Here is an 18,261-nt window from a genome sequence, read left to right on the forward strand (position 1 = left end):
AACAGGGGGCAATATTGACATAACGGACCACCATTTTGACTGTAGACTCATCCCGTTTTGAAGCGCGCATCGCTGCGCTAAAGTCACCCGAGTTCCTAGCTGCGCTAAAAGACATTAAGCGTGGCGTAGAGCGCGAAGCCCTTCGTATAAACCCAAATGGTACATTGGCGCAAACGCCTCATCCTAAATCACTTGGGTCAGCGCTAACTCACGACTCAATAACCACTGATTTTTCTGAATCTCTGCTTGAGTTTATTACACCGCCAGAAAACAGTTCATCCAAAACGATTTCTCAGTTAAAAGATATCCATAGGTTTGTTAGTGATAACATTGGCGACGAGCAAATATGGCCGCTAAGCATGCCGTGTTTTATCGAAGATGAAGCCGATATTCCAATTGCTTATTTTGGTGAGTCAAATGTAGGGAAAATGAAACGGGTGTACCGCATAGGTCTTAAAAACCGTTACGGCAGCATGATGCAAGCTATCGCAGGCGTTCATTTTAACTTTTCCTTACCAGACAGCTTTTGGAAACTTTGGGCTGAGTTGAACGGCAAAGAATACTCGCAAGACCAGATTTCAGCGGATTACTTTGGGTTAATTCGCAACTATCGCCGTCTTTGCTGGCTAATACCTTATCTTTATGGCGCATCCCCTGCACTTTGTGGTTCATTCCTAAAAGGTAAAAAGCATGCTTTGCCATTTAAGAAAGTGGGTAAAGGTACGGTGTACATGCCTTATGCCACGTGTCTTAGAATGAGTGACTTAGGCTATACCAGTGCAGAGCAGTCGTCGCTCAAAATCTGTTACAACCAGCTAGATAACTACGTCAAGCTGTTGCGGGATGCTATGAATACGCCGTCTACGCGCTTCAGCCAATTTGCTGCTGGGGACGAAGGCAACTATCAGCAGCTTAGCCGCAATATCATTCAAATTGAAAATGAGCTGTACTCGCCTATACGACCAAAGCAGCCTACCAAATCAATGGAAAAGCCAACAGACGCCTTGGTTCGCCGCGGTATCAATTACATTGAAGTACGTGCGCTAGACGTTAATCCGTTTTCCGCAGTGGGTATTTCACAGACCCAGTTTGATTTCTTAGATGTATTTTTGGTTGCATGTTTGCTAATGCCAAGTGCTGAGCTCGATGAAACTCAACTTAACGAAGCGAAAGAAAACATGAATAGAGTAGTACTAGAAGGGAGAAACCCAGACCTAGTGCTACAAAATGATGGGGTGGATATAACGTTACCTCAGTGGTGTACTTCGCTGTTTAAGTCATTCGAACAGGCCGCTGAATTAGTTGATATGGCTAACGATACTTCTCGCTACAGTGAAGCGGTGAAAACTGAGTTTGCCAAAGTACAAGACCCCGAGTTAACGCCGTCAGGTAAACTGCTTTCTATGCTTTTAGAAGACGACAAAGATAATGGAGTGCTAGGATTAGAGCTCGCACAGGCCTATCAATCTGAGATGAAGTCTTTTGAGTATACTGATACCGACGCCGCAGGATTTGCTGCTCAAGCTGAAGTATCGTTTGCTGCACAAAAAGAAATTGAAGCGGCTGATGAGAAAGACTTCGATACATTTATACGTGATTATTTCGCTGAAGCCCCAGCAAAAAAAAATGCCTGACATAGGTCAGGCATTAAAAGGTTCCAGGGAAACACACATTTTACTAGAACATTAGTTAAGACAAGCTATGAACCAAAAGTTCAAAAAACTGGTTGTTTTTTTATCAACTCTCATCGTACTTTTTCCACTGTTTATCGCTGGGTGTGCAACTACGCCTCCTAAAGACATCAGTAATCTGTGTGAAATATTCTACGAAAAGGACGACTGGTATGATGCAGCTGCTGACGCAAGAGATAAGTGGGGCGTGCCGATTCATGTGCCTATGGCCATGATGTACCAGGAAAGCTCTTTCCGTCACGATGCGCTACCACCTCGCGATTATGTGTTCTTCGGGCTTATTCCTTGGGGGCGTGTCAGTTCGGCGTATGGTTACTCACAGGCTAAAACGCCTACGTGGGCAGACTACATGCGCGAGACCGATAATAGTGGTGCGGATAGGGATGATTTTGAAGATGCCATCGACTTTATGGGGTGGTTTATCTATAAATCGCAAAAAGTGAACGGTATTTCTAAATGGGACGCCTATGCACAATACCTAAACTATCATGAAGGGTGGGGCGGCTATAAACGCAGAAGCTATGACAGAAAACCTTGGCTTAAGAAAGTGGCGTCAAAAGTAAAAGCCCGCTCGTTGCGTTACGCGACACAACTTAAAACCTGCGAAGAAGACCTGCAAAAAGGTTGGTTTATGAAGCTGTTTAGCTAGCTTTGAAAAGTGAATCTTTATTTAGTATTTAAGACGCGGCTTGTAAGTCGCGTTTTTTATGTCAGTAAGAGAATGAGTAGTAAAATAAAAAATGAGGGATAGACGGGCGTCTACCCCTCAGCGACGCTAAGCCAAGACCGTTTTTTTACCCAACGTCGAACAGGCATTTACAAGATAGTGCAAATGATAATGATTTGCAATAGCTTTATGGTGTTATTTTTACTTTCTTTAAATAACGCAGTTTTCTTGGTTAGTTTGCAGGCGCAATCTTAGATCCTACTTTATACTTTACTCACAACTAGCAATATTGCATTAGGTAAAAAGTAGCGACAGCAATGTATGGACAATGAAAAGTTTAGCGCACATGGCGAGGTTAGAGCTCTCTTCGTAGAAGATAAGCGAATATTAACCATCGATCTCAGCGGCCCTTTCAATTTAGAATTTATCCGTAAGTATCAACGTGTGGTGGGTGCAGAAAGAAGAAAGATTAATGTTCCTTGTTGGGCAAGCCTAGTTAATGTTTACGGCTTAGCGCTCGCGCCCATGGAAGCTACAGCTGATGCACAACAAATAGTAGATGAAGCCGTTGATTCAGGGCTCATTGCCACTGCTGTAGTTCTTCATGAACCAGAGGGACTCGCACTGCAGCAAAAGTTTTGGTCTAGAATTTACGATGCGTCCACGTTGCCTTTCCAATTTTTTAGCGAAACACCTAAAGCCTCAGAGTGGTTGAACGAGAAAATTACTTCTGGTATGCGTACGAAGGGCGTTTATCAAAACAACAATATTATAAGGTAAGGGATAAAAGGTACGAACAGTGCGAACTCATTCGTTTTCTTGGTTTCTATCTTTGCAATCACTTCCTTTGCATTAAATGATCTAAGCATCACCACACTTCCTATCAATTCTATAAAGGCATAACAGGAGGTAGCCATGGTAGGAAGTCAGCATCAATATCGTTTTTTCAATGTCAATAACGTGCTATTTGATATCCCAAGCAGCGTATACGACGACAGAACGGTAGACGAATGGTTTGCGGCGATTGTTAAAGAAGGGAGAAAGAGAGAAGATTGGGTAATATTCTCTATTCCAGATAAAAGTCTAACTGTCACCCATACAGCAGCAAAACAACTCTGTAGTCGATTACCCTATTTAAAGTCTTACGGTTGCCTTGGATTTTTGCTTTTAGCGACTCACACTAACGCAAAGATTTTTCAACACAGTTTAAAAGCTACGCCCTCTAACTTTGACGTGAAAGTGAGTGAGTCGATGGAAACACTCTGTAGGTCTGCTGAGTTAATGTTAGGAAGTGAAAACGAGCTTAATATCTTTAACCGTTTTAGCCCGTAATAACCTTGTAATCTGCGTCAGCCAAAAAAGCTTGATGACTTTTAAAAACGGTTTAAAGCTAATCATAATTTGACCTGGATCAAGCATACTAGACGCAGCCATAAGACTAATTTTTACTATTGATCTAGATCATAATATTCAAGGCAAGTCTTCTCTATTATTCACTTAGCTAAAGAGGAGACTTATTATGATGTGGACTATGATGAAAGACCCAGTGGTGTGGGGCTCACTATTAGGTATAGGCATTATTGTTGCGATGATGATGTACTACACCTATTTATTTATGCACAACAGCGCAGACGAAGATAAATAGACCGCACTACGCAGCATTGCCCTATCGTTTGTTGTTTTGAAGCGGTATGTCAATAAGCACCAGTAATGCAGCTTGCCCGCCGTATTCAAGAGGGGCTTGATGGAAAGCGCGTACGTGTGGGTGCTGAACTAAGTAATGGGGGAGGGCAGCTTTTAACACGCCCTGCCCAAAACCGTGCATCACGCAAACACAATCAATCAGTTCTTTTCTCGCAGTGTGAATAAGCGCCGCAAGCTCTGCTTTTGCCATTTCTCGGGTTAGCCCATGCAAATCCAGTGTCATTTCGGGCGAGTAGTCGCCGCGACGTAACTGTTTCAAAATATGCGTAGACTCACCTTCCTGGCAAAAGCGCATAGGGCCTTCTTGAGGTAGTGCCGCTTGATACATGTCAGAAAAGTTGAAACTAGCTGCAAGTTGCTTGCTGTGTTTTAGATGTTTACCTTTTATTTGCTGTGACTTTTTAAATAACTCAACCTGTTTATCAGGCTCTACCTTATCTTGCGATATAGGTGTGACGCCCTGCATTACATCAGCAAACGAAAAAGTCTCTTCTTCAGCGCCTGAGGACGTGTTGCGCTTATTTGCGCCCTCTAGCCCAGCTTGCCCCGTAGGACGCTTTGGTTCAGCCAGTTGCTTTTTTAATGCTTTGAGTTCTTTTTTAAAGGTTTTCATCAAATATAGCTTTGGTAAATAAACACAAGTTCAATAATTCAAAACGCCTAAATTATAACGAATAGAAAGATTCGGTACGTAGTTAATTATGTGAATCGGTATGAAGTTTGGGTATGATACCAGCTTTGAAATTTTTGATGTACCCAAACGCCATGACCGATAAGTTTTACCTTGAAGAAGCCATTGAAGATCTGCATACCCTGTTAGATATGACACGATGGGCAACCAGCCGTTTTAACGACGCGGCTTTGTACTTTGGTCATGGTACTGATAATGCGTGGGACGAAGCGACTAGCCTCGTTATGCAGGCACTACATTTACCTCATCCTATCTTAGAGCAGGCTGGCGAAAACGTGCTTAACTCACGCTTGACCAAAAGTGAGCGTGAAAAAATTGCCGAGCTTGTTCTAAAGCGCGTACAAACTCGCATGCCGTTGCCTTATATTACAAATGAGGCCTGGTTTTGCGGTATGCCATTTTACGTGGATGAACGTGTGCTTATTCCACGTTCGCCATTTGCCGAGCTTATTCAAAACGAATTTGCGCCTTTTGTTGAGTCAGCGCCAAATACTATTCTCGACATGTGCACAGGCGGTGCGTGTATCGCTATTGCACTTGCTCATGCATACCCTGAAGCCCAAGTGGATGCCGTTGATATTAGTACGGATGCACTAGAGGTGGCCGACATCAATATTCAGGAACACGGTCTTAGTCATCGCGTTTATCCAATTCAGTCAGATTTGTTTTCTAGCCTAGAAGGGCAGAAATACGACCTGATCGTTTCTAATCCGCCTTATGTTGACGCGGAAGACATGGCTGACTTACCTGAAGAGTATCATCACGAGCCTGAACTTGCGCTCGCCGCAGGCGACGACGGCTTAGACCTCGTGGACATTATGCTTAAAGATGCGCCTAATTATCTTAATGATGGCGGCTGGCTGTTCGTAGAAGTAGGCAACAGTGAAGTGCACATGAATGAAAGGTTTCCTGGCTTAGAAGTCATTTGGTTAGAGTTTGAAAATGGTGGTTCAGGTATTTTTGCCGTGCGCAAAGACACACTCGTACAGTATTTTAGTAGTAAGGATTAATAGTTAATTATGTCAGGTAACAGCTTCGGAAAACTTTTCACTGTAACCACGTTTGGTGAAAGCCACGGCATTGCAATTGGCGGTGTAGTAGACGGTTGCCCTCCAGGTCTTGAGATCACAGAAGAAGATCTTCAGGTGGATTTAGACAGACGCAAACCAGGCACTTCGCGCTATACCACAGCGCGAAGAGAAGACGACGAAGTACAAATTCTATCTGGCGTATTTGAAGGCAAGACGACAGGCACAAGCATTGGTTTGTTGATTAAAAATAAAGATCAGCGAAGCCAAGATTACGGCAATATTAAAGACCGCTTCCGCCCAGGTCATGCTGACTATACCTATGATCAAAAATACGGTAGCCGTGACTATCGCGGTGGTGGACGTTCATCAGCCCGCGAAACAGCTATTCGCGTAGCCGCTGGCGGTATTGCGAAGAAGTACTTAAAAGAAGTGCATGGTATCGAGGTGTTGGGTTATTTGTCTCAGCTTGGCCCTGTTACCGTTGATAAGGTAGACCACAGCGTCACCAACACCAACCCATTTTTCTGTCCAGATGAGTCTAAGTTAGATGCACTGGACGAATACATGCGTGACCTTAAAAAATCCGGCGATAGCATTGGCGCGAAAGTGTCGGTTGTAGCTAAAAATGTTCCTGTGGGCCTAGGCGAGCCAGTCTTTGATAGGCTGGATGCTGAAATCGCCCACGCTATGATGGGAATCAACGCAGTGAAAGGCGTTGAAATTGGCGATGGCTTTGACGTTATAAACCAAAAAGGTAGTGAACATCGCGATACGCTAACGCCAGAAGGTTTCTCTTCAAACCACGCAGGTGGTGTATTAGGCGGCATTTCTACCGGTCAGGATATAGAAGTGCATATGGCACTTAAGCCGACCTCGAGCATTTCGGTACCGGGTAAAACTATCAATAAAGACAATGAAGAGATTGATATAGTAACCAAAGGACGTCACGACCCGTGCGTAGGTATCCGTGCTGTACCCATTGCTGAAGCCATGCTGGCGCTGGTATTGATGGACCACTTGCTGCGTCACCGTGCGCAAAATGCGGGCGTGCTATCGTCCACTAAGCCGATTGCGGGTCAGGCATAGCCTTTTTAATTACAACTAAGCTTAATCGTATCATCTACGCGATGGAGTAAAACGCGCAATAATAAGGGTGTATTGCGCTAAATGTTCTCACTATTCGCCACTACCCGTTTTGCGCTAGTGGCGTTTTTGCATATGGAGATGTGAATTGTCATCTAATGGTATAAACCACGCCAAAAGCGCTGAGCCAGGCGCAAAAAGTAGCAAAGCTGCGCTCTTTATCCTTGCTGTTACCTACTGGCTTTACTTCGGACAACTTGGCGTACTTGTTCCATACTTAGGGATATTTCTCGATGGGCGGGGCTTTTCTTCTGCCGAAATTGGTGAGCTTTTTGCCGTCATTACCCTAGCGCGTATTTTAGGTCCTGGCTTGTGGGCAGGGGTTGCTGATAAAACAGGAAACGCTATAGGCGTCATGCGTTTAGGCTGCTTTCTTACAGTGCTGACTTTTAGTTCTGTCTTTTACTTCACCAGTTTCTGGGGGCTTACGCTGGCGTTCGGCCTTATGATGATGTTTTGGACAGCGGTATTGCCTCAGCTTGAAGTCATCACTATGAACACAGTGGCGAAAACCAAGGCTACCTATGGGCAAATAAGGCTATGGGGAAGTGTTGGATTTATCTGTTTAACGGTAGGTGTGGGTAAGGCCCTAGATATTTATTCTACTGATACTCCTGTGCATGCCAGTGTTGGTGTACTTGCACTTTTATTTATTAGTACCTTGTTTATACGCGCGCCGAAAGAAGCAGCGCCTGAATCGTCTACGGCGGGCAGTATTTGGAAGTACGCTAAGCAAAAACCTTTTGCTATCTTTATCTTCGCTTCTGCCTGTCTGCAAATTAGCTTCGGTGCGTATTACGGCTTTTTTGCCCTTTACATGCGAGACCTTGATTACAGCGGACAGCAGACCGGCATCTTTATAGCGCTAGGGGTACTTGCCGAAGTAGGGATATTTTTGGTTGCCCGCAGGCTTATTAGTCAATTTGGTGTGTGGAATTTATTGTTTGTAAGTATCGCGCTCACAGGGCTACGTTGGTATGTGATGGCGGCATTTGCTGACAGCTTTATGGTGATCGTATTAAGCCAGCTTATTCATGCATTAAGCTTTGGGTTAACCCATGCGGTATCGGTACACTTTATCCACCAGTTTTTACCTAAGGCGTATCACAGCCGAGGGCAAGCAGTGTACATTAGTGTAGCTTTTGGACTGGGCGGCGCATTGGGTAATTACATGGCGGGGCAGCAATGGCAGCAGGGCACTAACGCTTACGAGACTTTCGTCACTGCAGCGGTGTTCGCCGCAATTGGCGCACTGTCATTACTATTGTGTTCACGAAAAGAAATGGAACGCGCACAAGCAGCTTAATGCCTTTTTCTGAGGGCGTACCGCAGGCCTATCCCTGCGGTGCGCGTTTACACTCCGATATCACTTCAACGCCACTATCCCCATTGTCTTGCTCTAAACGTACGTCGAATTTCCATAGTCTGTGCAAGTGACGCATGACTTCATCTTTAGATTCACCAAGCGGTATACCCCGCTGTGGAATATAGCGCAGAGTCAATGACCGGTCCCCACGCACATCCACGTTATGTACCTGAATGTTGGGCTCTAAATTACTTAAATTGTATTGGGCGGAAAGCTTCTCTTTAATAATTTGATAGCCCCTTTCATCGTGGATAGCACTGACTGCGATAAAGGGTTTAGCGGTGTCATCTTCAAGAGCGAATAATTTAAAATCTCGAATCACTTTTGGTGATAAAAACTGGCTGATAAAGCTCTCGTCTTTAAAATTTTGCATAGCGAAATGCACGGTTTCCAGCCAGTCCTTACCCGCAATACTGGGCAAATATTTATAGTCTTCCTCAGTAGGCGACTGACATACCCGTTTAATATCCATGAACATGGAAAAGCCAAGAGCATACGGGTTTATACCAGAATAATAAGGGCTGTTGTATTCAGGCTGCATCACTACACTTGAATGACTGTGCAAGAACTCCATCATAAAGCGGTCGCTAACTAAGCCCTCATCATACATCTCATTGAGAATATGGTAATGCCAGAAACAAGCCCAACCTTCGTTCATCACCTGGGTTTGTTTCTGCGGATAAAAATACTGTGAGACTTTGCGTACAATACGCACAATTTCCCGCTGCCACGGTTCAAGTAATGGGGCGTTTTTCTCAATAAAATAGAGCAGGTTTTCTTGTGGCTCTTGGGGAAAGCGAATTTTTTCTTTGTGTTTGCTGTGCGGGCTATCGGGTAAGGTGCGCCACAGCTCGTTCACCTGTGATTGAAGGTAGGCTTCGCGCTCTTCTTGTCTGTTCTTCTCTTCTTGTAGCGAAATTTTCTGCGGGCGTTTGTATCGGTCAACGCCATAATTCATTAGAGCATGACACGAATCGAGCATATTTTCGACCTCGTCATAGCCGTACTTCTGTTCGCATTTAGCAATATAGTTTTTGGCAAAGACAAGATAATCGATTATAGAGCTAGCGTCAGTCCAGGTTTTAAATAAGTAATTACCTTTGAAAAACGAATTGTGCCCGTAGCACGCATGGGCCATCACCAGGGCCTGCATAGTAATGGTGTTCTCTTCCATTAAATACGCAATGCAAGGGTCAGAGTTAATAACAATTTCGTAAGCCAAGCCCATTTGTCCGCGACGATATTGTTGTTCGGTTTGAATAAATTTTTTGCCAAAGCTCCAATGGGTATAGTTGAGCGGCATGCCTATGCTGGCGTAGGCATCCATCATTTGCTCGGCGGTAATGACCTCAATTTGATTAGGGTAGGTGTCTAGCTTAAACTTTTTAGCGATGCGATCGATGTGTTGCTCATACTCTTCGATAAGCGGAAATGTCCAGTCGGGCCCATCGCTTAGCAAATGTCGTTTTGATGATTTAGCCTTGCTGTTTTCTGTTGCGATAGCGTCGGTTGTCATATTAGGCTCCTTGCTGCGCATCTTGCTCAGAGCGTTTGAATAGCTCTCTGAACACAGGATAGATGTCGGCCTGGGTTTGTATGTGCTTACATACAAAATTGTCGTGAGTGGCGGCAACTTTTTCGTATTCACGCCACAAGCTTTGGTGCTGTCTTTCGGTTATTTCGATATAGGCATAATAGCGGGTGGTCGGCAGCAGTTTAGTGGTAAGCAAATCGCGGCATTGCGGCGAATCGTCAGCCCAGTTATCGCCGTCAGACGCTTGTGCTGCATAGATATTCCAGTTTCCGTCGCTATAGCGCTCACGAACCACTTCGTCCATTAGTTTTAAAGCACTGGAAACAATGGTGCCGCCAGTTTCTTGAGAGTAGAAAAACTCCTGCTCGTCCACTTCTTTAGCCTGTGTGTGATGGCGAATGTATACCACGTCTACGTTTTCGTAAGTACGACTTAAAAATAGATAAAGCAAAATATAGAAGCGTTTTGCCATTTCTTTAGTGGCCTGGTCCATAGAGCCAGACACATCCATTAAACAAAACATCACGGCTTTACTTGAGGGAAGGGGACGCTTGTCATAGTTTTTAAAGCGCAAATCAAAGGTGTCGATAAAAGGCACTCGAGCAATTTTTGCTTTAAGGGCGTCTATTTCTTCTTTTAGTGCATTAATGGCTAGCGTATTGTCATGCTTGTCTTCTACAAGCAGTACCAGTTTTTCTTCAAGTTCTTTGAGTTTCTTTCTATCAGTTCCGCTTAGGGCAATACGCCTTGCTACAGAACCTTTGAGTGAGCGAACAATATCAAGGTTACTCGGTACGCCGTCGGTCTGATAGCCCGCGCGGTAGGTTTCAAATTGGGTGACTTTATCGAACTGATTTTTCTTTAAATTTGGAAGCGCTAAATCTTCAAATAGTAAGTCTAAATATTCGTCTTTGGATATTGAAAATACGAACTCGTCTTGCCCTTCACCTTCATTGCTAGCGTCGCCTTCACCTGCGCCTTTACCACCGCCACCTGGCGGTCTGTCAATTTTATCTCCTGCGGTGAATTGGTCGTTACCTGGGTGGACAATATCTCTACTGCCACCTCGCCCGGTATGAAAAATAGGTTCAGAAATATCTCTGGCTGGAATGCTAATTTGCTCGCCAGAATCTAAGTCGGTAACAGAGCGTTTGCCCACTGCATCAGATACAGCACGCTTTATCTGCTGTTTGTAACGCTTGATAAAGCGCTGGCGGTTTACCGTACTCTTGCCTTTACTGTTTAACCTTCGGTCTATGAAATGCGCCATACACACCTGCTTGAGTTGTTGTGAACCACAAGTACCGGTACTAAAGCGCGCTTAGCGCACGCTTTAGTACCTTATACGTTCTAGAAGCTTCTAGCCTTAAGGCTATGACGCTTTTCGTACGCGTAGGTACCATTCACAAAGCAAGCGAACTTGTTTTTGCGTATAGCCTTTTTCGGTCATACGATTTACAAAGTCGTCGTGCTTTTTCTGCTCTTCTGCCGAGCCTTTGGTGTTAAAAGAAATAACGGGCAGTAAATCTTCCGTGTTAGAGAACATCTTCTTCTCAATGACGGTGCGAAGTTTTTCATAACTTGTCCACGCTGGGTTTTTGCCGCCGTTATTCGCACGGGCACGCAAAACAAAGTTAACGATTTCGTTGCGGAAATCTTTAGGATTGCTTATCCCAGCGGGCTTTTCTGTTTTCTCCAGCTCAGCATTAAGCGATGCTCTGTCAAACAGCTGCCCGGTTTCTGGGTCGCGATACTCCTGGTCTTGGATCCAAAAATCAGCATAGGTCACATAGCGGTCGAACAGGTTCTGCCCGTATTCAGAATATGACTCTAGATAAGCGGTTTGAATTTCTTTGCCTATGAACTCCACGTAGCGGGGGATCAGGTAGCCTTTCAGAAACTCCAAATACTTATCAGCGGTTTCTTGAGGAAACTGTTCCCGCTCAATCTGACGCTCCAATACGTAGAATAAATGAACTGGATTCGCTGCCACTTCTTGGTGATCGAAATTAAACACGCGTGAAAGGATCTTAAAGGCAAAGCGGGTGGATAAACCCTCCATGCCTTCGTCGACACCGGCGTAATCTCTGTATTCCTGATAAGACTTCGCTTTCGGGTCGGTGTCTTTTAAGCTTTCTCCGTCATAGACCCGCATTTTCGAAAACATACTGGAGTTTTCAGGCTCTTTTAAACGAGATAGCACAGTAAACTGCGCTAAGCACTCCAAAGTGTCAGGTGCACAGGGAGCGCCACTAAGCTCACTGCTATCGAGTAATTTTTTATAAATGCGAATTTCTTCGCTTACTCTTAAGCAGTACGGGACTTTCACAATATAAACACGGTCTAAAAATGCTTCGTTGTTTTTATTGTTTCTAAATGATTGCCACTCAGATTCGTTCGAGTGCGCCAGTATCAACCCGTCGAAGGGAAGGGCAGAGAAGCCTTCCGTTGGATTATAGTTGCCTTCTTGGGTGGCAGTTAATAGTGGATGTAGCACCTTAATTGGCGCTTTAAACATTTCAACAAATTCCATCAAGCCTTGGTTAGCTTTACACAGAGACCCTGAATAGCTGTAAGCGTCTGGGTCATTTTGTGCATATTGCTCTAGGCGACGAATATCTACCTTACCCACAAGAGCCGAAATATCCTGGTTGTTCTCATCTCCCGGTTCGGTTTTAGCTATGCCCACTTGGTCAAGCACTGATGGATAAACCCGAACCACTTTGAACTGGGTAATATCACCATTGAACTCATGAAGGCGTTTACGAGCCCATGGTGACATGATTGTTTTCAGATAGCGCTTAGGAATGCCATATTCTTTTTCTAATATGTCGCCATCTTCTTTGACGTCGAATAGGCAAAATGGATGATCATTTACTGGTGAGCCTTTAAGCATGTATATAGGGACATGCTGCATAAGCTCTTTAAGTCTTTCGGCCAGTGACGATTTACCGCCGCCTACTGGGCCAAGTAAATAAAGAATTTGTTTCTTCTCCTCGAGACCCTGTGCGGCATGCTTGAGGTAAGAGACTATTTGTTCAATGGCCTCTTCCATGCCATAGAATTCTGAAAAAGCTGGATAACGAGAAATGACGCGGTTAGAGAAAATGCGGCTTAGCGCCGGGTCGTTGGCAGTGTCGATTAGTTCTGGTTCACCGATGGCTTGTAACAAACGTTCTGCAGCGTTTGCATAAGCACTTTGATCTTCCTTACAAATTTCAAGGAACTCCCCAATGGTGAACTCTTCCTGTTTTCGCTCTTCATAGCGACTTTGATAGTGTTCAAAAATACCCATGAATACCCCTTAAATACGGAACCCCGTATTTTCAGCTTAGTAGGTATTTGGGAAAAGGATAGTAATTATTGTGTATAGTTTTTAATCTTTTCGTCTAATAAAAAATGCAACTTTTATAAGAATTTAGTGTCTCTTAATGAAGCTTTTTACATAAACAAAAGCCCCGCTAAATAGCGGGGCTTTTTTATTTGTATTCCTTAACGCTGTGTAGCACAACGTGTGTACTACAAAAAGACGTAAGGCTTACGCAAAGTTTTTGCTTGCGAATTCCCAGTTAACTAGAGCCCAGAAATTTTCTAGGTACTTAGGGCGCGCGTTACGGTAATCGATATAGTAAGCGTGTTCCCAAAGGTCAACAGTAAGTACTGGTGTCAAATCATCGCCAGAAATAGGGGTTTCTGCATTGCTAGTGTTGACGATATCTAGGCTACCATCTGCAGTTTTAACTAGCCATGTCCAGCTAGAGCCGAAGTTGTTAACTGCTTTGTCGTTAAACGCTGCTTGGAAGTCTGCAAATGAACCCCATTTTGCGTTAATCGCATCGGCTAGTGCGCCAGTAGGCTCGCCGCCGCCATTCGGGCTAAGGCAGTGCCAGTAGAACGTGTGGTTCCAAACTTGCGCTGCGTTATTGAAAACACCGCCTTCAGAAGATTTGATGATTTCTTCTAGGCTTTTGTTTTCCATGTCAGTACCTTCAACTAGGCCGTTAAGCTTAGTTACATAAGTAGCGTGGTGCTTGCCATAGTGGTACTCAAGCGTTTCAGCAGAAATATGCGGTTCTAGTGCATTTTGTTCGTATGGTAATGCTGGTAGTTCAAAAGCCATGACGGTCTCCATGTTGGTTTAGTATTGTAGTCTAAAGCACACTTATCTTCGCCTGTTCGATAAGTGCCAGTCAACGCTTAGCTGACTATATCACTTTAGACGCTAAAGCATATCCCAAATGTGGGGATAAAGTCTTATAACTCAATGACAAAATTGTGAATTTTTTTTCAAAATCTATTTTGTGAAAATATAGAGTTGGTAGATGTACAAGTAGATAGCGATGGAGCCTACTAAAAGATCAATTCAGTGATGGGTAAATAAAAGGGATTTTATGATACCCTTTACCTTGATAAATCATTCATGCATTCCCATCTTAGAGGGAATACACTTTTGTGCTCAGAGGAATCAAATGGATAATACTGAAAATCAATCAACGCTAGATAGAATCAAGCAGCAAATCGAAGAAAACCCAATTTTGTTGTATATGAAAGGTTCTCCTAAACTACCTAGCTGTGGCTTTTCTTCACAAGCATCACAAGCGTTGATGTCATGTGGCGAACCATTTGCTTATGTAGATATTCTACAAAACCCTGATATTCGTGCTGAACTGCCTAAATACGCAAACTGGCCTACATTCCCACAGCTATGGGTAGAAGGTGAGCTTGTTGGTGGTTGCGATATTATTATCGAAATGTTCCAACAAAACGAACTTCAGCCGCTTATTAAAGAGACAGCTGAAAAATACAAAGAAGAAGAGTAAATCTTTCGATTTGTAGCAGATTTCTGATATTTTAAATATCGATTAAAAAGCTGGCTTTATGTCAGCTTTTTTCATTAAAAGCCGCCAAAAACTTCTCACTTTTATTCCCGTAAAAACTATATAGACAGGTCAGAAATAAAGATCCTCTATGGTCTAAAAAAATATTTTTATTTTGTCGAAAAAGGTTTGTTTTTTAATATCTTGCGTTCTATAAAAACATGCAGCTGGCCGCAAATGAGTCAGTGTTGAAGGTATAAAACAACAACCTCTCTAAACACTTTTTTATTGTGTGAATAACGCTGAAAGTGTTTTAGAGAAAATCCGGGAAACCACCATGAATACATCCTTGTCTTTATTGACTAAAAACGTGCGCGGCGTACTTGCTGCTTCTGCGGCGTTTTCAGTAATGGCTACAGCACCTGTTTATGCGCAAGAAGCAGAAGAGAGTGCTAAAGCTGAAGATTATGAACAAATCGCCGTCGTTGGTTCGCGCGCAGCGCCTCGCTCTGTAGCAGACTCAGCGGTTCCAATTGATATTATTTCTGACGAAGAGTTCAAGCAGCAGGGTGCCACAGATATGGTATCTATGATGCAAACTGTTGTTCCGTCTTTTAACGTAAACGACCAGCCAATCAACGATGCTTCAACGCTAGTTCGCCCTGCAAACCTTCGCGGCATGGCATCAGACCATACGCTAGTACTTGTTAACGGTAAACGACGTCACCGTTCTGCAGTAATTACTTTCTTAGGTGGCGGCCTTTCAGATGGTGCACAAGGTCCTGACATCTCTGTAATTCCAGCAGCGGCACTTAAGCAGGTGGAAGTACTGCGTGACGGTGCAGCGGCGCAATATGGTTCAGATGCAATTGCCGGTGTAATTAACTTCGTACTTAATGATGCGTCGGAAGGCGGTACATTTGAAGCCCGCTATGGCTCTTACTACGAAGGTGATGGCGACATGATTCAGCTGTCGGGTAACGTGGGTTTACCATTATCTGACAAGGGCTTTCTTAACCTTTCAGCCGAATACCGTACTGCTGACGATACGTCTCGAAGCGTTCAGCGTGACGATGCAGCGGCGCTTATTGCGGCAGGCAACACTTTTGTAGCAGACCCTGCCCAGATTTGGGGTTCGCCTGAAATTAAGCATGACATCAAGCTTTTCGCTAACGCGGGACTAGAGCTTTCCGATACGTCAGAAGCTTATATATTTGGTAACTTTGCCGAGCGTGAGGTAGAAGGTGGCTTCTACTTCCGTAATCCACATACTCGTAGTCAAGTATACGCTGATCCAGATGGCAACCTATTAGTGGCAGACCTAACGGACGATATGTCAGGTAATTGCCCTAATGATATTGCTCCTGGTACAAATGTACTTACGAATCAACGCTACATCGACGAAGTTGCGAACAACCCAGATTGTTTCGCGTTTAACGAAATGCTTCCTGGTGGCTTCACACCTCGCTTTGGCGGTACGGTAACAGACATGTCTCTTGTCTTTGGTACCAAAGGCGAGTTAGACAACGACATTACCTATGACGTAAGTTTAAACCTTGGTCAAAACGAAGTTGATTTTGCTATTAGTAACACTATCAACCCGTCGCTTGGCCCAGAAACGCCAACGTCATTTAGCCCAGGCCGTTACACGCAGTCTGAGCAAACACTTGATATCGATTTTACAAAACCTTTTGATGTTGGTTTGTATGAGCCGCTATTCGTAGCGACTGGTTTCCAATACCGAAACGAAAGTTATGAGAGCGTTGCAGGTGATACTGCCTCTTATGAAATAGGTCCGCTGGCGACACAAGGCTTTGGCATTGGCTCAAATGGTTTCCCTGGCTTGGCGGCCGATAGCCAAGGTCGTGTGTCCCGCAACAACATCGCGCTTTACATTGATGCAGAAGCCTATATCACTGAAAACTTCATGCTAGCCGGTGCGCTACGTTACGAAGACTTCTCTGATTTTGGCGATACCACGAAAGGTAAAATTGCTTTCCGTTGGCAAGCGTTAGAGAACATTGCGTTCCGTGGTGCGTTCTCAACGGGCTTTAAAGCACCTACGCTGGGTCAAAGTAACGTTCGTAACGTAACCACAGCGTTCGGTACAGGCGGTGAGCTAATTGACCGTGCAACGTTACCGCCAACGGATCCGGTATCACAGCTTAAAGGTGGTGAGCAATTAACGCCAGAAGAGTCGGAGAGCATCACATTTGGTGTGGTAGCAGACTTTGAAAATGGTCTATTCATTACTGCCGACTACTACAACATTGAATTGACAGACCGTATCAGTACAGCGTCTGGTATTGCGTTAACAGAAGAAGATATTGCGACGCTACTAGCGCAAGGCATTAATGATGCATCTAGTTTCTCTGAAATTAGTTTCTTCACGAATGACTTTGATACGACAACTGAAGGTCTAGATGTAGTTGCTAACTACTCGATGGAGATGATGGGTGGTGAAACTAAATTCTCACTAGCCTACAACTGGACATCTACAGAAGTAGATCGTGCATCAGAGAATATTTCTCCTGAGCGTATTCGCATGCTAGAAGATAACCTTCCGGCAGTGCGCTACAGTGCAACAGCGAATCACACCAACGGTGACTGGCGCTTCCTTGCACGCTTGAACTACTACGGTAGCATCTTTGAAGATCACTTAGATTCTGCATTGCCTATTGATAAAGTAGGTTCAGAGTTTACTGTGGACTTAGAAGTGGCTTACAACTTCACTGAAGAGTTTACTGTAACAGTAGGCGCGAAAAACGCCTTTGATGAATACCCAGATGAGAATACACAGTATGCCGGTATCGCAGGTTCGTTGTATCCAACTACCTCACCAATCGGTATTAACGGTGGCTTCTATTATCTAAGAGGTGTTTACACTTTTTAATCGCTAGTACTAGCGAAAACAACTTTCACAAATGTTTCGACGTGGAGGGGAGCGTTAGCTCCCCTTTTATTTTAAATATCGAAGAACATTTGCGTGAAAAGTCATGAAGAAACAGGCATTATTGATGCCATTGTAAGCAATTCGAAACACACAACTTTTACTATTATGACAAGAAAGTCGACAGTAGCTGAAACCTTTTTAAAATACCGCTCGAAGTTAATGCGCGCGGTAGGTTCTATTGTTGGCGCCGACGACATTGAAGATATCGTGCAAGAAGCTTTTATAAAAAGCTACGAAGCAGAATTAAAACAAGAAATACAATATGAGCGGACATATATGCTCAAGACAGCGCGTAACTTAGCGCTGAACCATGTTGCAAAAGCAGAAAACAAAAACAAGCAGCTAGACGACATGGATATTTTGCCTTACGAACTCGTGGGGCACAGTTTAGAAAAAAATGTAGAAAGTAAAGAGCGCTTTATTCATTTTTGCCGAGCGACAGACACACTGTCTGCTGATGTAAAACGCGTATTTTTACTTAAAAAAGTATATGGCATGCGACAAAAAGAGATTGCAGAGCTTGTGGGGCTAAGCGAAAGCACCGTCGAAAAGCATGTCGCCAAAGGTTTAATGATGTGCTCTAGGTATTTAGCAGAGCTTTCAAATGACAGTGCATCTCCCCGTGCAACTGCTACCGCGACTCAGGACATAAGCAGTAGTTAAC

Annotated in this window: 16 protein-coding genes; 11 read left to right on the plus strand and 5 right to left on the minus strand. The window is 44.0% G+C overall.

Annotated features, from left to right (window positions below):
• Window positions 1-35 precede the first annotated feature (35 nt).
• The 5 genes from gshA (at window position 36) to IW644_RS01015 (ending at window position 4,003) form a co-directional block, all read left to right on the plus strand.
• Window positions 36-1,634: a glutamate--cysteine ligase gene (gene gshA / locus IW644_RS00995; protein ID WP_269916052.1), complete on the plus strand. Its 1,599-nt coding sequence runs from the start codon at window positions 36-38 to the stop codon at window positions 1,632-1,634.
• 67 nt (window positions 1,635-1,701) lie between these two features.
• Entirely contained in the window at window positions 1,702-2,340 is a 639-nt protein-coding gene (locus IW644_RS01000; RefSeq protein WP_269916053.1) for a transglycosylase SLT domain-containing protein, read from the plus strand.
• Between the two features lie 339 nt (window positions 2,341-2,679).
• On the plus strand, window positions 2,680-3,138 hold the full coding sequence (locus IW644_RS01005; RefSeq protein ID WP_269916054.1) for a hypothetical protein: 459 nt from the start codon (window positions 2,680-2,682) through the stop codon (window positions 3,136-3,138).
• Between the two features lie 135 nt (window positions 3,139-3,273).
• Window positions 3,274-3,690: a hypothetical protein gene (locus IW644_RS01010; RefSeq protein ID WP_269916055.1), complete on the plus strand. Its 417-nt coding sequence runs from the start codon at window positions 3,274-3,276 to the stop codon at window positions 3,688-3,690.
• Between the two features lie 187 nt (window positions 3,691-3,877).
• Window positions 3,878-4,003 carry a hypothetical protein gene (locus tag IW644_RS01015; protein WP_259462646.1) on the plus strand — a complete coding sequence of 42 codons (126 nt, stop codon included), beginning with the start codon at window positions 3,878-3,880 and terminating at the stop codon, window positions 4,001-4,003.
• A 21-nt stretch (window positions 4,004-4,024) separates the two neighbouring features.
• On the opposite strand, the gene smrB is transcribed toward IW644_RS01015, so the two are convergent.
• On the minus strand, window positions 4,025-4,675 hold the full coding sequence (gene smrB / locus IW644_RS01020) for an endonuclease SmrB (protein WP_269916056.1): 651 nt from the start codon (window positions 4,673-4,675) through the stop codon (window positions 4,025-4,027).
• A gap of 152 nt (window positions 4,676-4,827) precedes the next feature.
• Here smrB and prmB point away from each other — a divergent pair, with 152 nt between their 5' ends.
• The 3 genes from prmB (at window position 4,828) to IW644_RS01035 (ending at window position 8,233) form a co-directional block, all read left to right on the plus strand.
• Window positions 4,828-5,763: a 50S ribosomal protein L3 N(5)-glutamine methyltransferase gene (gene prmB, locus IW644_RS01025; protein WP_269916567.1), complete on the plus strand. Its 936-nt coding sequence runs from the start codon at window positions 4,828-4,830 to the stop codon at window positions 5,761-5,763.
• 9 nt (window positions 5,764-5,772) lie between these two features.
• Window positions 5,773-6,870 carry a chorismate synthase gene (gene aroC, locus IW644_RS01030; RefSeq protein WP_269916057.1) on the plus strand — a complete coding sequence of 366 codons (1,098 nt, stop codon included), beginning with the start codon at window positions 5,773-5,775 and terminating at the stop codon, window positions 6,868-6,870.
• Window positions 6,871-7,015: 145 nt separating this feature from the next.
• Window positions 7,016-8,233 carry an MFS transporter gene (locus tag IW644_RS01035; RefSeq protein WP_442864409.1) on the plus strand — a complete coding sequence of 406 codons (1,218 nt, stop codon included), beginning with the start codon at window positions 7,016-7,018 and terminating at the stop codon, window positions 8,231-8,233.
• Window positions 8,234-8,261: 28 nt separating this feature from the next.
• Here the strand turns inward: IW644_RS01035 and IW644_RS01040 are convergent, their stop codons facing one another.
• From IW644_RS01040 to sodB, 4 genes are all read right to left on the minus strand, one after another.
• A complete protein-coding gene (locus tag IW644_RS01040) occupies window positions 8,262-9,809 on the minus strand; it encodes a SpoVR family protein (RefSeq protein WP_269916058.1) in 1,548 nt (515 codons plus the stop codon).
• A 1-nt stretch (window position 9,810) separates the two neighbouring features.
• On the minus strand, window positions 9,811-11,097 hold the full coding sequence (locus IW644_RS01045) for a YeaH/YhbH family protein (RefSeq protein ID WP_269916059.1): 1,287 nt from the start codon (window positions 11,095-11,097) through the stop codon (window positions 9,811-9,813).
• 102 nt (window positions 11,098-11,199) lie between these two features.
• Window positions 11,200-13,122 (minus strand): PrkA family serine protein kinase, encoded by a 1,923-nt coding sequence (locus IW644_RS01050; RefSeq protein WP_269916060.1) that lies wholly within the window; start codon window positions 13,120-13,122, stop codon window positions 11,200-11,202.
• A gap of 243 nt (window positions 13,123-13,365) precedes the next feature.
• Window positions 13,366-13,947, minus strand: coding sequence for a superoxide dismutase [Fe] (gene sodB / locus IW644_RS01055; RefSeq protein ID WP_025254504.1), 582 nt, complete (start codon window positions 13,945-13,947; stop codon window positions 13,366-13,368).
• Between the two features lie 349 nt (window positions 13,948-14,296).
• On the opposite strand from sodB, the gene IW644_RS01060 reads away from it, so the two are divergent.
• The 3 genes from IW644_RS01060 (at window position 14,297) to IW644_RS01070 (ending at window position 18,260) form a co-directional block, all read left to right on the plus strand.
• On the plus strand, window positions 14,297-14,647 hold the full coding sequence (locus IW644_RS01060) for a Grx4 family monothiol glutaredoxin (protein WP_136780857.1): 351 nt from the start codon (window positions 14,297-14,299) through the stop codon (window positions 14,645-14,647).
• A 334-nt stretch (window positions 14,648-14,981) separates the two neighbouring features.
• Complete coding sequence (locus tag IW644_RS01065) at window positions 14,982-17,537, plus strand: TonB-dependent receptor plug domain-containing protein (RefSeq protein ID WP_269916061.1); 2,556 nt, start codon at window positions 14,982-14,984, stop codon at window positions 17,535-17,537.
• A gap of 165 nt (window positions 17,538-17,702) precedes the next feature.
• A complete protein-coding gene (locus IW644_RS01070; RefSeq protein ID WP_409049197.1) occupies window positions 17,703-18,260 on the plus strand; it encodes an RNA polymerase sigma factor in 558 nt (185 codons plus the stop codon).
• Window position 18,261 lies beyond the last annotated feature (1 nt).

The sequence above is a fragment of the Alteromonas sp. PRIM-21 genome, from assembly GCF_027563165.1.
GTDB classification, from domain to species: Bacteria; Pseudomonadota; Gammaproteobacteria; order Enterobacterales; family Alteromonadaceae; genus Alteromonas; species Alteromonas macleodii_A.